Here is a 14507-nt window from a genome sequence, read left to right as displayed (position 1 = left end):
GAGCTTGTCGAAGAACCTCTTTTAAATGTTTTAACGGCGTTTCAATTGGCTAAAAGCAACCCATATTACAACCTCTTCTCAGGTATTCAATGAATGATTACGCCAATATTTTATCTGGTGTAATCGGTAATGTCCTGATTCTTTTTCCAGTAGCATTAAAAACGGCATTGGCTACTGCCGCAGAAAAACCGATTAAGGCAATTTCGCCCATGCCTTTTGCTCCCATCGGATTAATGTAGGGATCGGGTTTATTAATGAAATTAACATCGATCTCTGGTACATCCGCATTTACGGGAACGTGGTAGTCGGCAAAGTTGTTATTAATGTATCGTCCATAGCGGTGATCGATTATTGATTCTTCTGTTAAGGCCATTCCTATTCCACCAACTGCACCTCCAAGCATCTGGCTTCGGGCTGTTTTCGGACTAACAATAGTACCTGAATCTCCCACAGAAACAATTTTACTCACTTTTACTACACCCGTTAGCGAATGAACCTTTACCTGCACAAAATGGATGGAGAAAGAGTACATGGAGTAATTATCTTTTTCTTTCCCGCCCTGGCTCTCTTTGGTTATTTCTATTTGTGGAAGATTGTTCTTTTTTAAAACATCAACAAAATTAGCCGTAGCATCCATATTTGAATTTGCTGCCAGCTCTGCAATTGCAGATTTTAACGCTACACAAACATCGTTTACGGCCGAGCCTACAGTAGATAATGTAGCTGAGCCACCCTGACTTGGTGCTGGTGGTAAGGAAGAATCGCCCAATTCGAAAGTAATTTTATTTACTGGAATCTTCATTAATCTATTGGCAATTAAAGTCATACCAGTTCCTGTTCCGGGGCCAATATCACTGGTTGCACTTTGTAAAAGAAGCGATCCATCAGCTTTTAAAGTGCCTTTCACGCTGGCCTTACCTCTATTGGCGTTAAACACACCAACACTCACTCCGTAACCTGTTTGCCATGGTCCTTCTACCAAACTACCCGGTTCATTTTTCCTGTTGTTCCATCCTATTTTCTCCGCCCCGATTTTATAGGCTTCTTTAATATTCTTGCTCGAAAATGGTTTATTTTTCTGCTGATCGGTTTCAGGATCATTTTTAATTCTAAAATCCAATGGATCCATACCCAAAGCATGCGCCATCTCGTCTATTGCACTTTCGAGCGCAAAAGCTCCGGTTGCTTCACCTGGTCCGCGCATCCATATCGGTACACCAAGATCAACAGGTACAATGGCATAAGAGGTATTTACGTTATCGCATTGGTACATAAATTTCGCCATGTTAACCACGCCTTCCGTAAAGTTCTCGTAAGTTGAAGTTTCGCCATAAGCCCTATGCGTAATGCCTGTTAATTTACCATCTTTATTTGCGCCCAAACCAATAGTTTGTATCGCTGCCGGGCGATTGCCTACCATGGTAAACATCTTCATCCTGGTAATAACCACTTTTACAGGTTTACCAATGTGTTTAGAAGCCATTACCGTTGCAATTTCAAGCGGCCACGTTCGTAATGCCATGCCAAAGCCACCCCCCACAAACTCCGAATTCACTTGGATATTTTCCATCGGAATTTTAAAAACATTTGCAATAGTACCTTGGGTAGCTTTTACCCCTTGTGTTTTGGCGTAAACGGTAAGCTGGTTATTTGGCCGCCAATCGGCAATAATCCCATGAAGTTCCATGGGGTTATGTGTTTCAATCGGTAGAAAGTATCTTTCTTCGAGCTTTACTTCCGCGTTTTTATAAGCATTTTCCTCACCACGTTTATAATCAGCCTGCCCCTGGAGCTTTTTAGCCTTAGGGTCTTTTAACGCTTTTTCAAAATCGGTATTAAATTCTTCTTTAGCGTATGTGGCTTTAACCAATGAGGCGGCATAAGTTGCTCTTTCAAAAGTATTAGCCACCACAATTGCTATTGGTTGTCCGTTATAAAAAATCCTGTCGGTGTAAAAAATCTTCATCTGTGGGCCACCTTCCTGCTCGTAAGCAGTGGCAGATGGCTTATTCAGGTGCGAAATCACAGCAATTACCCCTGGAGCTTTTTCTGCATCTTTGGTATTTAGTGCGGTAATTCTACCTTTGGTAATAGTACTGGTTACCAAAACACCATAAGTTAAACCAGGTAATTCATATTCAGCGAAATATTTAGCCTGTCCGGTAACCTTCAAAATTCCATCTACACGATCATTATCGTCTTTTAACATGCGCTTTTCCATAACTAGGCTTTTGATTTTGCAAGATTTAATGCTTCAATAATCGTATTGGGTGCCAGTTTTAGTTTGAAGTCATTTCCTCCAAATCCTTTTGCATCCTGCATGGCCAATTGCGCGGCCTGCTCAAAATTCGATAAGATAGCTTCTTTTCCTTTTAGAAAATTCTCAGATGCAGTTAAACGCCAAGGTTTATGTGCTACTCCACCCATCGCTAATCTAACATCAATAATTTTATTATTGCTGATCTCAAGCGCAGCTGCTACCGATACGAGCGCGAAAGCATAAGAAGCCCTATCTCTAACTTTAAGATAATGGTAATTTTTAGCCAGATTATTTACAGGGATTTCTAAACGAATAATCATTTCATCAACCTTTAAGTTATTGTCTAACTGCGGTGTATCTCCTGCTAAGCGATGAAAGTCTTTAAATGATATTTTGCGTTCTCCTTTGGCGTTGGCTAATACAACTTCAGCATCTAAAGCAACTAAAGCTACACACATATCGCTGGGGTGAACGGCAATACATTGCTCTGAAGTTCCGAAAATAGCATGCATCCGGTTAAAACCTTCAATGGCCCCACATCCCGTTCCAGGTTGACGTTTATTACACGGCATTTCGATATCGTAGAAATACCCACAACGTGTACGCTGCATCATGTTACCGCCAACGGTAGCTACATTTCTTAGCTGCGCAGATGCTCCTGCCTGTAAAGCCCATGAAAGGAGTGGTAGTTTTTCTTTAATCAGCGGATGATCTGCAACCGCAGAATTGGAAGCCAAAGCGCCAATATGGATTTTATTTCCAATCTGTTCGATCTGTTTTAACGGAACGTGGTTGATATCGATGAGTTTTTCAGGTGCAGTAACCCCTCTTTTCATCAGATCAATTAAGTTTGTACCGCCTGCAAGGAATTTTGCATTTTTATCTTTTACCAATAAAGCAATTGCTGATTTGGCTGTGGTTGTTCTGAGGTATTGAAAGTTAATCATATGGTTTGACCTCCTTCCTTCACTTCAATAATTGCATCAACTATATTTGGATAAGCGCCACATCTACAGATATTTCCACTCATGTATTCGCTTATCTCATCCCTCGAATTAGCATGTCCTTCCCGTACACAGGCTACGGCCGACATGATCTGACCGGGCGTACAATAACCGCACTGAAAACCATCGTGCTTAACGAATGAAGCCTGCATGGGATGTAAAGTATTACCATCCGCCAAACCTTCAATCGTAGTGATTTTCTTTCCTTCATTCATTACCGCCAAACTGAGGCAAGAATTTATTCTTTGCCCATCAACATGAACGGTACAGGCGCCACATTGGCCATGGTCACATCCTTTTTTAGTACCTGTTAAGTGTAATTCTTCACGCAGATAATCCAAAAGTGTTACTCGTGGCTCTACTGTTGTTTGATAAGCTTTGTTATTTACCGTAAGCTTTAAGGGGATTTTCTCAAAAAGTTCGGCAAAACGTTCGTCCGCATTGCTTTCAGCTGCTTTAACTGCAACGCCAGGTGTTAATGCAATGGCAGTAATTACTGAGCTTTTTTTGAGGAAATCTCGCCTGCTATCGCCTTGGTTCGGTTTCTGATCGGAAGATTTCATAATTGGATATTTAAATACCGATGTATGCCCAGAGCTATCGTTTTTACAAATTCTTTGATAAAACTACGCTTCAAACATATTTCTATCTCTAAATTTAATATAAAAAAGTAAGGCTAACCCCCTCAAAATTGGTAGTAAAGGAAAAGTTACACCTGGGCGCTAACATTAACAAACATACAACCCAATTACTTCAGGTATTGTTTCGATCTTGTGTATTATAATATCGCCTGTCTTATCCGGATCAGTTTTGTTAAGGTTTCTTCTAACAAGTCTAAATGTAGCATATTGGCACCATCCGATTTTGCATTTGCAGGATCGGGATGCGTTTCGATAAATAAACCATCTGCACCTACCGCAATTGCCGCTTTGGCAATGGTTGAAATCAGCTCTGGTTTACCGCCTGTTACACCACTACTTTGATTGGGTTGTTGCAACGAATGTGTACAATCCATCACTACAGGAACCCCAAAACTCTGCATCTCAGGTAATCCACGATAATCAACAATCAAATCCTGGTAACCGAATGTATTGCCTCTATCTGTTAAGATTACTTTATTGTTACCCGCTTCTTTTACTTTTTCTACAGCAAATTTCATTGAACCTGCAGAAAGGAATTGCCCTTTTTTAACGTTAACTACTTTTCCGGTTTCTGCAGCAGCAATTAACAAATCGGTTTGGCGGCATAAAAATGCAGGAATTTGCAGCACATCTACGTATGCAGCAGCCATTGCAGCCTCAGCACTTTCATGTATATCCGTAACAGTTGGTACACCGAATTCTCTACCAATCCTTTCTAAAATGCGTAAAGCTTTTTCATCGCCAATGCCTGTAAAAGAACTTCCTTTGCTTCTATTAGCTTTACGGTACGAACCTTTAAATATATATGGAATCTGCAGTTTATCGGTAATCGTAATAATCTTTTCGGCAATTCTCATGGCAATATCCTCGCCTTCAATAGCACATGGACCAGCCATTAAAAAGAAATTTCCTGAATCTGTATTTTTTAATTTATCTAAGTAGTTTATCATTTTTGAGATGTGAGATTTGAGATATAAGATATTGGATATGAGTTTCCTCAAATTTAATGTCTCCTATCTCCAATCTGGTTTTTAGTTTCCTAGTTCTGACATGAATTTAATCCGCATCAATTGAATTTCCTCACGGGTATAATCGGTTTCGCCAAGTTCATTAAGCGCTTCATCTATAGAATCGCTTTCGGCTGCTCTGAAATAATCAAAAACCTCATCCTGTCTATCATCATCAATCACTTCATCAATGAAATAGTTCAGGTTAAGTTTAGTACCAGAATTTACAATTGATTCTACCTCTTTCAGAATTTCTTCATAAGTAATGCCTTTCGAATCGGCAATATCTTCCAAACCAATTTGTCTATCGATATTTTGAATGATCGAAACTTTCATCTGTGACTTATTGGCCTGCGTTTTAATAATCAGATCAATTGGACGTTCGATATCGTTATCCTCGACATACTTTTTGATCAATTCGATAAAAGGTGTCCCGAATTTCATTGCTTTACCCGAGCCTACACCAGAAATTTGGCGAAGCTCTTCCACTGTGATCGGATAATGGGTACACATTTCCTCTAAGGATGGATCTTGGAAAACCACGAATGGCGGAACGCTTTTCTGTTTTGCAATTTTTTTACGTAGTTCTTTAAGCAATGATAAAAGATGAGTATCTAAAGCACCTGTACCTTGTTTTACGTCATCATCATCGTCGTCAGCACCGTTCTCTATGGGTTCATTTAGTATAAATTTAAGACTATAAGGATTAACAATAAAATCTCTTCCTTGCTTAGTTAGCTTTAATAAACCATAATTATCGATATCCTTAAAAAGGTAATTGTTTAAAACAGCCTGGCGGATAATCGATTTCCACACCAATTCACCTTCTTCTTTACCAATTCCAAATTCTGGAACCTTACTATGTTCGTAGGCAATGGTTTGCGCTGTTTCTAAGCCTAAGAAAACGTTTAGTAAATGCGCATCGTCGAATTTCTCTCCAGATTTTTCAATAAACTTTAATAAGGTAGACAACTGACTTTCGGCATCAAACTGTTTTTTAGGTTTTTTGCAGTTATCGCACATGCAGTTACAGCCTGTTTCGTTAAAGTTCTCGCCAAAATAGTGAAGAATCTGCTTACGGCGGCAAACGCCAGATTCGGCATAATCAATCACCTCCTTTAATATCTGTGTACCAATTTCTCTTTCAGAAACCGGTTTATCTTTCATAAACTTGGCCAGCTTATCTACATCTTTTTGAGAGTAGAAAGCAATGCATACACCTTCGCCACCATCACGTCCGGCTCTACCCGTTTCTTGGTAGTAACCCTCCATACTTTTAGGCACGTCGTGGTGAATTACAAAGCGGACATCGGGTTTGTCGATCCCCATACCAAAGGCGATGGTTGCAACGATCACCTCAGCATCTTCCATCAAAAATTTATCCTGCGTTTCGGCCCGCACTTTTGGATCTAAACCAGCATGATAAGGCAAAGCGCTGATTCCGTTGAGGTTCAGAGCTTCGGCAACTTCTTCTACTTTTTTACGGCTGAGGCAGTAGATAATGCCTGATTTACCTGGATTAGACTTGATGTATTTAATAATCTCTTTGGTAATGTCTCTTTTAGGGCGGATCTCGTAAAATAAGTTCGGCCTATTAAATGATGATTTGAATAATGTTGCCTCCGTCATACCCAGATTCTTCATAATATCCTGCTGCACTTTTGGTGTAGCAGTTGCGGTTAGTGCAATAATTGGAATGTTATTCCCCAGTCCTGCAATAACCTGTTTAATCTTACGGTATTCTGGTCTGAAATCGTGCCCCCATTCAGAGATACAATGCGCTTCATCAACGGCAACGAAAGAAATCTTGATCAGATTTAAAAATTCAATATTATCCTGCTTCGCCAGAGATTCGGGCGCAACATATAATAATTTAGTCTGCCCGCTTAAGAGGTCAGATTTAACTTGAGTAATTTCAGATTTGTTTAAGGATGAATTAAGAAAGTGAGCAATACTGTCATTTCCACCAAAAGCCCTTAATTGGTCTACCTGGTTTTTCATCAATGCGATTAGAGGAGAGATTACAATTGCCGTTCCTTCGCTCATTAAAGCAGGTAACTGATAGCAAATAGACTTCCCTCCGCCTGTAGGCATAATAACAAATGTGTTATTGCCCTCTAAAATATTGGTAATGATCGACTCCTGATCACCCTTGAAATTATCAAACCCGAAGAAATTTTGTAGGTTATCAAATAACGACTTTTTCACGTCCATTTTGTGTAATAAAATATGCGATGCTATTTTTGTATCCAAAATAACATAATTTTACAAGAATTTCAAGTATTAACAAACAATTATTTTCTCTTTGAAAAGTAAAAAATCAATAATCCAATCAGCTGTAAGCACATTAGAGCTTGAAGCAGCAGCAATATTAAATGTTGCTAAGAATATTAATAACGATTTTGAAAAAGTCGTATCAAGCATTTTACATGGCAAAGGAAGGGTAATTGTTACGGGTATAGGAAAGAGTGCAATCATTGCACAAAAAATGGTGGCTACTTTTAATTCAACTGGTACACCCGCTATTTTTATGCATGCTGCTGATGCTATTCATGGCGATCTGGGTATGATACAGGTAGACGATATTGTAATCTGCCTTTCTAAAAGTGGAAATACACCCGAAATAAAAGTGCTTACTCCTTTGTTAAAAACATCGGGCAATCTTCTAATCGGAATGGTTGGTGAGTTGAATTCTTTTTTAGCGGAACAAGCGGATCTGATTTTGAATACTTCTTTCGAAAAAGAAGCCTGTCCGCACAATTTGGCACCTACTACCAGTACAACGGCGCAGTTAGCATTAGGCGATGCCTTAGCTATTTGTTTATTAGAATGTAGAGATTTTAATGAATCAGATTTTGCAAAGTATCATCCAGGAGGATCATTAGGCAAAAAATTATATCTAAAAGCCCGCGATCTTGCTCTATCTAACGAAAAACCTGCTATCCATCCATCCGCCCCAGTTAAAGATGTGCTGATAGAAATTAGTAAAAACCGTTTGGGCGCTGTTGTTGTTGTGGATAACGACGAGAAGGTGCTAGGCATTATTACTGATGGTGATATTAGGCGGATGTTAGAAAATAACAATTCTATTGCAAACTTAAAAGCTGAAGATATCATGGGCAGAACACCAAAGAGCGTACAATTTGACGCTTTAGCAGTTGATGCTTTAGATATTATTAAGCAAAATAACATTACACAGTTGCTAGTTCTAGAACAAAATACTTACTTTGGCATTATCCATTTACACGATCTCCTTAACGAAGGCATAGTGTAATTTTTAAAATAAAAAATGAATAAAGATTATTATGCATTAATTATGGCCGGTGGCGTCGGAAGTCGCTTTTGGCCAGTAAGTAGAACAGAATATCCAAAACAGTTTATCGATTTTTTCGGTGTTGGAAAAACCCTGATTCAAAGTACTTACGAAAGATTTCTAAATATCTGTCCTCCTGAAAATATATTTATCGTTACCAACGAAATTTATTCAGATTTAATTAAAGCTCAATTACCACTATTAACAGATAACCAGATTTTGGCTGAACCTTTAATGAGAAATACAGCACCCTGTATTGCTTACGGAAGTTTAAAAATAGCCGAGTTAAATCCTAATGCAACGATTGTGGTTGCACCTTCTGATCATACCATTGCCAATATTGATGGATTTGTAGCATCTATTGAACAATCTTTAGAGGCTGCTTCGAAAAATGATTGTTTAATTACTTTGGGTATTAAACCAAACCGCCCCGATACAGGTTATGGTTATATTCAGCATACAGATTACGTGCTCAATACAGATACCGATCTGCATAAAGTTAAAACTTTTACCGAAAAGCCGAACTTAGAATTGGCAAAATCATTTTTGCAGAGCGGCGATTTCTTGTGGAATGCCGGGATATTTATTTGGTCAGCCAAAGCGATTTTAAGTGCCTTCGAGAAACACCTTCCAGATATGTACGAAATATTTAATATTGGAAGATCTGAATTGAATAAAGCTGGCGAAAAGGAATTTATTAATAATGCCTATTTTCAATGTACCAATATTTCAATTGATTTTGGTATTATGGAAAAAGCAGAGAATGTTTATGTGCTTCCGGCTGATTTCGGCTGGTCTGACTTAGGAACCTGGGCCTCCATTTATGAAATGGCCGAGAAAGATTACGTAGGTAATGCCGTTATTCCTTCAGAGCAGGTATTGATGTTCGATTCTTCGAACTGTATGGTAAATGTTCCGAAAGATAAACTGGTTATCTTACAAGGGCTGCACGATTACATTGTAGTTGAAAACAATAACATGCTTATGGTCTGCCCAAGAAACGAAGAACAAAGGGTTAAAGAGTTTGTTGCGGAGGTTAAATCCAGATTTGGTAACAAGTTTATATAAAGTTATGATGTAAAATGGATGATGTAACATCGTTTATCATCATCCATTTTATGTTTTTTCCAATAAGTTATGCGCTATAGATCCTGAAATAAGTTCAGGATGACGAATTGTGGAAGGTGTAGCTTAATTCAATCGCCCGTCTTCTCTTTTCTGCTCTAAACCGTTCTCTGTCTAACTGCTTCGTATAAAATTACGCCAGCAGCTACCGAAACATTTAACGATTCTATTTTACCAGCCATTGGTATTTTAGCTAAATGATCGGCCACTCTTAAAAGATCGTTAGAAATTCCTTCATCTTCTGAGCCCATTACAATTGCTGTAGGCATGGTATAATCTGGCGCATAAATAAAATCACTGGTTTTTTCGGTACAAGCTACAATCTGAAGGCCACTTTCCTGTAGAAATAAACAGGTTTTGTGCAGGTTGGCATGTCGGCAAATCGGAATGCTGAATAATGCACCTGCTGATGTTTTAATGGCATCTGCATTGATCTGCGCCGCATTTTTTAACGGAACAACAATAGCATGAACACCTACACAAGCTGCTGTACGCGCAATTGCACCCATATTACGCACATCTGTTACGCTATCTAAAACCAAAATTAATGGAACTTCGCCCTTTTCGAAAACAGCAGGAATAATATCTTCAATATTTTGATAGGTAATTGGTGAAATTACAGCAATTACACCTTGATGGTTTTTCTGCGACATGCGGTTCAGCTTTTCAATCGGAACCGAGTTTAAAGGGATCAAAGTATCTCTTAGCAGGGCTTTTAATTCTAAAAAAAGATCGCCGCCCAGACCGCGTTGCTGGTAAATGGTTTCAATGTCTCTTCCTGCTTTAATGGCTTCTATTACAGCTCTGATACCAAATACAAACTCATTATTCTCTTTTGCGCGCTGCGGTCTTCTAAAATTATCCATGTTTTTAAATTGTTAGGCAAAAGTATTCAAATAAAATGTTTTCGCCTTAAACAATGTACTCCTTATTAACATTTAATTGTTTAAAAATTTTTATGGCCTCATAAATCCAATAAAATTTAATCTGTTTATGCTTCAATTTGTTAACAAACAGCTAGTAACTAATTCGAGCAACCACATCAAAATTTAATTACTTTTGTTGAATGAGTATCGATAATGAACAAGGCGGAAAGAACAGTATGACTGCTAGAAAAAGCAGGTTAAGTAATACCATAAGTTCACAAGGGAAAATCCCTCCTCAGGCGTTAGATCTTGAGGAAGCAGTTCTTGGGGCATTAATGCTCGAAAAAGATGCACTTTCTGCTGTAATTGATGTTTTAAAACCAGAGGTTTTTTATAACATTGCCCACCAGAAAATTTTTGAAGCGATTCATATTTTATTTCAAAAATCTCGCCCGGTTGATATTTTAACTGTAACTGCAGAACTGCGGACTTTAGGTTCTCTAGAAATAGTTGGCGGTGCATATTATATTACGAGTTTAACCAACCGTGTTGCTTCTGCAGCAAATATTGAGTTTCATGCCCGTATTATTTCTCAGAAATACATTCAACGTGAGCTGATCAGAATCTCTACCGAAATCATTACAAATGCCTACGAAGATACCACTGATATTTTCGATCTCCTGGATCAGGCTGAAAAAGGACTTTTCGAAATTGCCCAAAATAACCTGCGTAGAGATACACAGAAAATGGACGATATTATCAAACAATCATTAGCTACACTTGAAGAACTCCGTACCAAAACCGATGGTTTAACAGGTGTGCCAACAGGTTTTACAGGCTTAGATAGAATAACTGGTGGTTGGCAAAAGCAAGATTTAGTAATTATTGCTGCACGTCCGGCGATGGGTAAAACGGCTTTCGTACTAACCTGTGCGAGAAATGCCACAGTCGATTTTGCAAAACCAACAGTAGTATTCTCGCTAGAGATGTCGTCAGTTCAGCTGGTGAATCGTTTAATTTCTGGAGAAGCAGAAATTGAGCAGGAAAAAATCAGGAAAGGAAATTTACAGGAATGGGAATGGCAGCAGTTACACAGCAAAATTGGCCGCTTAACCGAAGCTCCCTTATTAATTGATGATACACCTGCGCTGAATATTTTTGAGTTCAGGGCAAAATGCCGAAGATTAAAATCACAATACGATATTCAATTGGTAATTGTTGATTACTTGCAGTTAATGCATGGTAAAGGCGAAGGAAAAGGTGGTGGTAACCGTGAGCAGGAAATTGGTAGTATTTCGAGGGCACTAAAATCTGTTGCAAAAGAACTAGATGTTCCGGTGCTGGCATTATCACAGTTAAGTCGTGCAGTAGAGAGCAGACCAGGTTTACAGGGGAAACGTCCTATGTTATCCGATTTACGTGAGTCTGGTTCAATTGAGCAGGATGCAGATATGGTTCTGTTTTTGTATCGTCCTGAATATTATGGTATTACCGAGGATGAGCAAGGGAGATCGCAGGCCGGTATTGGCGAGGTAATTATTGCAAAACACCGTAACGGTGAAACCGGAATTGTACCACTTAAATTCGTAGGTAAGTTTGTGAAATTCCAGGATCTGGAAGATGATTTTAATGCTCCGCCAAATTCATTTGCTGCTGATCCTTCAGCTGGAATGTACCCATCACAGGATTTTGAAAAACAGAGCAACGTAATTATCCGTCCCTCAAAAATGGACGATTATAATGATGATGATCCACCATTTTAATCATCTTTGATCGGACTACAGTGTAGTCGAGAAATCTTTTAACACGGTTCAAAGATTATTTCCTTCCATGCAGATGATGACCGTTTTCTTAATCCATTATTAATCTGTAATGGATTTAGTGATCAAACTATTTTCATTTTTAGCATTAAATTTAATAAAAAATCCCCTGTGCTTTTATAAAGACACAAGGGATTTTATACATTAATTCTTTTCTACAAATCGAAAAGTAAACCTGCATTAAAACTCGATCTGTTTGTTCTAATCTGATAACCCTGGTTTTGTTTAAATACATCAGTAATACCTGATTGTCCATCAAGCTCTAACAATACCTTTACTTTATTGGCTACTGGTAATTTAACGCCAATGCCTAAATCTAGGCCGATATCCCTATTGTGGATAAAATTCTTTAAGTCTGTATTAAATCTTGTTTCGCTTGCATTCAATAAAATGCCAAAATACGGACCAAAGTTTAAATACCAGTTTCTTTTCTTACCAAAATGCCAGTTCGCCATTACCGGAATGGTGAGGTAATTGATATGGTAATCGGTAGCAAAACTTTGCCCATTATCCAAATTGGTTAAATAACCATTGTCCCAGCCTTTTTGATCGTACCCGATCTTTGCTTTTATGCTCCATCTGTCTGAAAAGAAATAATCTCCAACCGCTGTAAGGTTAAAGCCATTTCTGTAATCGCTGTTCGTTTGGTTACTTGTAGATACTGTAGCCAGATTATAGCCGGCATGTATTCCTAATTCAAGGCTGTTTTTCTCTTGTGCCTGACTGGTCATGCCTAAGCCGGCGAATAATAAAAGCGTTAATAGTTTCTTCATAATTTTATCTGATTTTAAATTTTGGCGAAGATAAAACTAAAAACCAGGTTATTGAAAAATCAACAACCGATTTGAAAATAGTATGAACGATTAAAACATGTATCCGATAAGAATACCTGCCAATACGATAATAGGTGGGCTTATTTTGGTGAAGTTAAGCAGCAGGAATGTAGCGATCATAATCCCAAAAAATATCCAGTTAAAGCCTATTGGTATTAAAAGAAGCACAAAAGCAGCAATAATAAATCCAACGCTAACAGCATTGATTCCGGAAAGGCTATGACGGATCCTGGAGATTTTTTTTAAATCATCCCAAAACGGTACAATAAATAAAACGAGGATTAGTCCAGGTAAGTTAATGCCAATTACTCCGATCAATCCACCTAAAATTTGACCCCATAATCCGTATCCAAAATTCTTCATGCTTAGTGCGCCCAAATAGCTGGTAAAAGAAAATGTTGGACCAGGTAAGGCTTGCTGTAGTGCAAAACCAGATAAAAATCCTGAGGCAGGCAGATAATGTTTCATCTCTACAAATTCGGTAAACATTAAAGGAACAAGCACCTGCCCTCCTCCAAAAACCAATATTCCATTACGGTAAAAGTTTTCGAGTAAGCGAATAGGTAAACTAAAAGGTGAAGTTCTGTTTATAATTGCGCCTACCAATGCAAACAAGAGCAAAGCGCCTAAAAAGTAAACCAGTTTTTTAGGATTGATATTTGAAAAAAGTTTAACCCTTAACTCTGTTTCTTCTTTTGGTGTTTCGATGGCCGAAGAAATCATTCCGCCAATCAATATTGATAATGGAAATACATAAGCATTTCTTAAAACCAATGTAGCAATAACTGAAGCGGTAGCCAGGAATATCGAAACTTGCGAGGATAAAACCTTTTTACCAAGTTTCCATGCGCCATAGGCTACAATGCCTAGTGCAATTGGCTGGATATATTCTAAAATATCGTTAAACTTTTGTTTTTGATCTAGCAAAGCATAACTGATTGCCGCAAAGGTCATTATGGTTGCTGTGGGTAATATCCAGATCAGGAAAGTAATAATGGCCAGTTTAAGTTTTCCAACCTTCCAGGCTATCCCAACCAGGGTTTGTGTAGATGCTGGCCCTGGGAGTACCTGTGCCAGTGCATTTAACTCTAAAAGTTCTTCCTCAGAAATAAATTTAGTGCTCTGAACAAAGTACTTAAGTAACAGCGCCAGGTGTGCCTGCGCACCTCCAAACGAAGTAAATGTAAAAAAGATTACGTTTCTAATAAATAACCACTGTTTTTTTGCAGCTATAGGTTTTGTTTGCATTAGTTCAAAACTGAAAATTGATAACCGTTAACTGAACTAATCGTCTTCATAATCTAATCCGGCTGCGGTATTATATGCGCCCTGTAATTCAGAAAAAGCATGCATGTCTCTTTTGTTACGCGCTATCTGCATCCCCTTTTGATAAATTTCGATTGCTTTCTCTTTTTGATCGTCTTTTTCTAATAACTTGCCTAAATGATAATAAGTACCTACATAATCAGGATGTTTATCAGTTAACTGAAGGTAAAAAGAATAAGCCTTTTCTTTATCATTTTGCGCATTATACTCTGTGGCTAAGGCATATAGTATAAATGGATCGTTAGGATCGCTTTCTAAAAATTCTAATAACTTGCTTAATCGGGTGGATGACATTTTAATTCCTTGCTTTTT

General features: G+C 38.3%; 12 protein-coding genes. 3 read left to right on the top strand and 9 right to left on the bottom strand.

Annotation, left to right across the window (positions count from 1 at the left end; all coding sequences use genetic code 11):
* Positions 1-97: 97 nt before the first annotated feature.
* From HDC90_RS11815 to recQ, 5 genes are all read right to left on the bottom strand, one after another.
* Positions 98-2221 (bottom strand): xanthine dehydrogenase family protein molybdopterin-binding subunit, encoded by a 2124-nt coding sequence (locus tag HDC90_RS11815; protein WP_184466576.1) that lies wholly within the window; start codon positions 2219-2221, stop codon positions 98-100.
* 2 nt (positions 2222-2223) lie between these two features.
* Positions 2224-3207, bottom strand: a complete 984-nt coding sequence (locus HDC90_RS11810; protein WP_184466574.1) for a xanthine dehydrogenase family protein subunit M — start codon at positions 3205-3207, stop codon at positions 2224-2226.
* Complete coding sequence (locus HDC90_RS11805) at positions 3204-3827, bottom strand: (2Fe-2S)-binding protein (RefSeq protein ID WP_184466572.1); 624 nt, start codon at positions 3825-3827, stop codon at positions 3204-3206. The genes HDC90_RS11810 and HDC90_RS11805 overlap by 4 nt, the downstream gene beginning before the upstream one ends.
* Positions 3828-4042: 215 nt before the next feature.
* Entirely contained in the window at positions 4043-4855 is an 813-nt protein-coding gene (gene kdsA / locus HDC90_RS11800; protein WP_184466571.1) for a 3-deoxy-8-phosphooctulonate synthase, read from the bottom strand.
* A gap of 81 nt (positions 4856-4936) precedes the next feature.
* Positions 4937-7126, bottom strand: coding sequence for a DNA helicase RecQ (gene recQ, locus HDC90_RS11795; RefSeq protein ID WP_184466738.1), 2190 nt, complete (start codon positions 7124-7126; stop codon positions 4937-4939).
* 91 nt (positions 7127-7217) lie between these two features.
* Between recQ and HDC90_RS11790 the strand changes: the two genes are divergently transcribed.
* The gene (locus HDC90_RS11790; RefSeq protein WP_184466568.1) at positions 7218-8186 is read left to right on the top strand and encodes an SIS domain-containing protein; all 969 of its coding nucleotides are present in this window, start codon (positions 7218-7220) and stop codon (positions 8184-8186) included.
* Between the two features lie 15 nt (positions 8187-8201).
* On the top strand, positions 8202-9293 hold the full coding sequence (locus HDC90_RS11785) for a mannose-1-phosphate guanylyltransferase (RefSeq protein WP_184466566.1): 1092 nt from the start codon (positions 8202-8204) through the stop codon (positions 9291-9293).
* A 155-nt stretch (positions 9294-9448) separates the two neighbouring features.
* On the opposite strand, the gene rlmB is transcribed toward HDC90_RS11785, so the two are convergent.
* A complete protein-coding gene (gene rlmB / locus HDC90_RS11780; protein WP_184466564.1) occupies positions 9449-10216 on the bottom strand; it encodes a 23S rRNA (guanosine(2251)-2'-O)-methyltransferase RlmB in 768 nt (255 codons plus the stop codon).
* 200 nt (positions 10217-10416) lie between these two features.
* Between rlmB and dnaB the strand changes: the two genes are divergently transcribed.
* Positions 10417-11979, top strand: a complete 1563-nt coding sequence (gene dnaB, locus HDC90_RS11775; RefSeq protein WP_167294365.1) for a replicative DNA helicase — start codon at positions 10417-10419, stop codon at positions 11977-11979.
* A 212-nt stretch (positions 11980-12191) separates the two neighbouring features.
* On the opposite strand, the gene HDC90_RS11770 is transcribed toward dnaB, so the two are convergent.
* From HDC90_RS11770 to HDC90_RS11760, 3 genes are all read right to left on the bottom strand, one after another.
* Positions 12192-12809: a porin family protein gene (locus HDC90_RS11770; RefSeq protein ID WP_184466562.1), complete on the bottom strand. Its 618-nt coding sequence runs from the start codon at positions 12807-12809 to the stop codon at positions 12192-12194.
* Positions 12810-12899: 90 nt separating this feature from the next.
* Positions 12900-14117: a chromate efflux transporter gene (gene chrA, locus HDC90_RS11765; protein WP_184466560.1), complete on the bottom strand. Its 1218-nt coding sequence runs from the start codon at positions 14115-14117 to the stop codon at positions 12900-12902.
* A 36-nt stretch (positions 14118-14153) separates the two neighbouring features.
* Positions 14154-14489, bottom strand: coding sequence for a tetratricopeptide repeat protein (locus HDC90_RS11760; RefSeq protein ID WP_184466558.1), 336 nt, complete (start codon positions 14487-14489; stop codon positions 14154-14156).
* Between the last annotated feature and the right edge of the window lie 18 nt (positions 14490-14507).

Origin of the sequence: Pedobacter sp. AK013 (assembly GCF_014205835.1) — a bacterium.
Lineage (GTDB): Bacteria > Bacteroidota > Bacteroidia > Sphingobacteriales > Sphingobacteriaceae > Pedobacter.
This window is presented reverse-complemented; position numbering and strand designations above follow the sequence as displayed.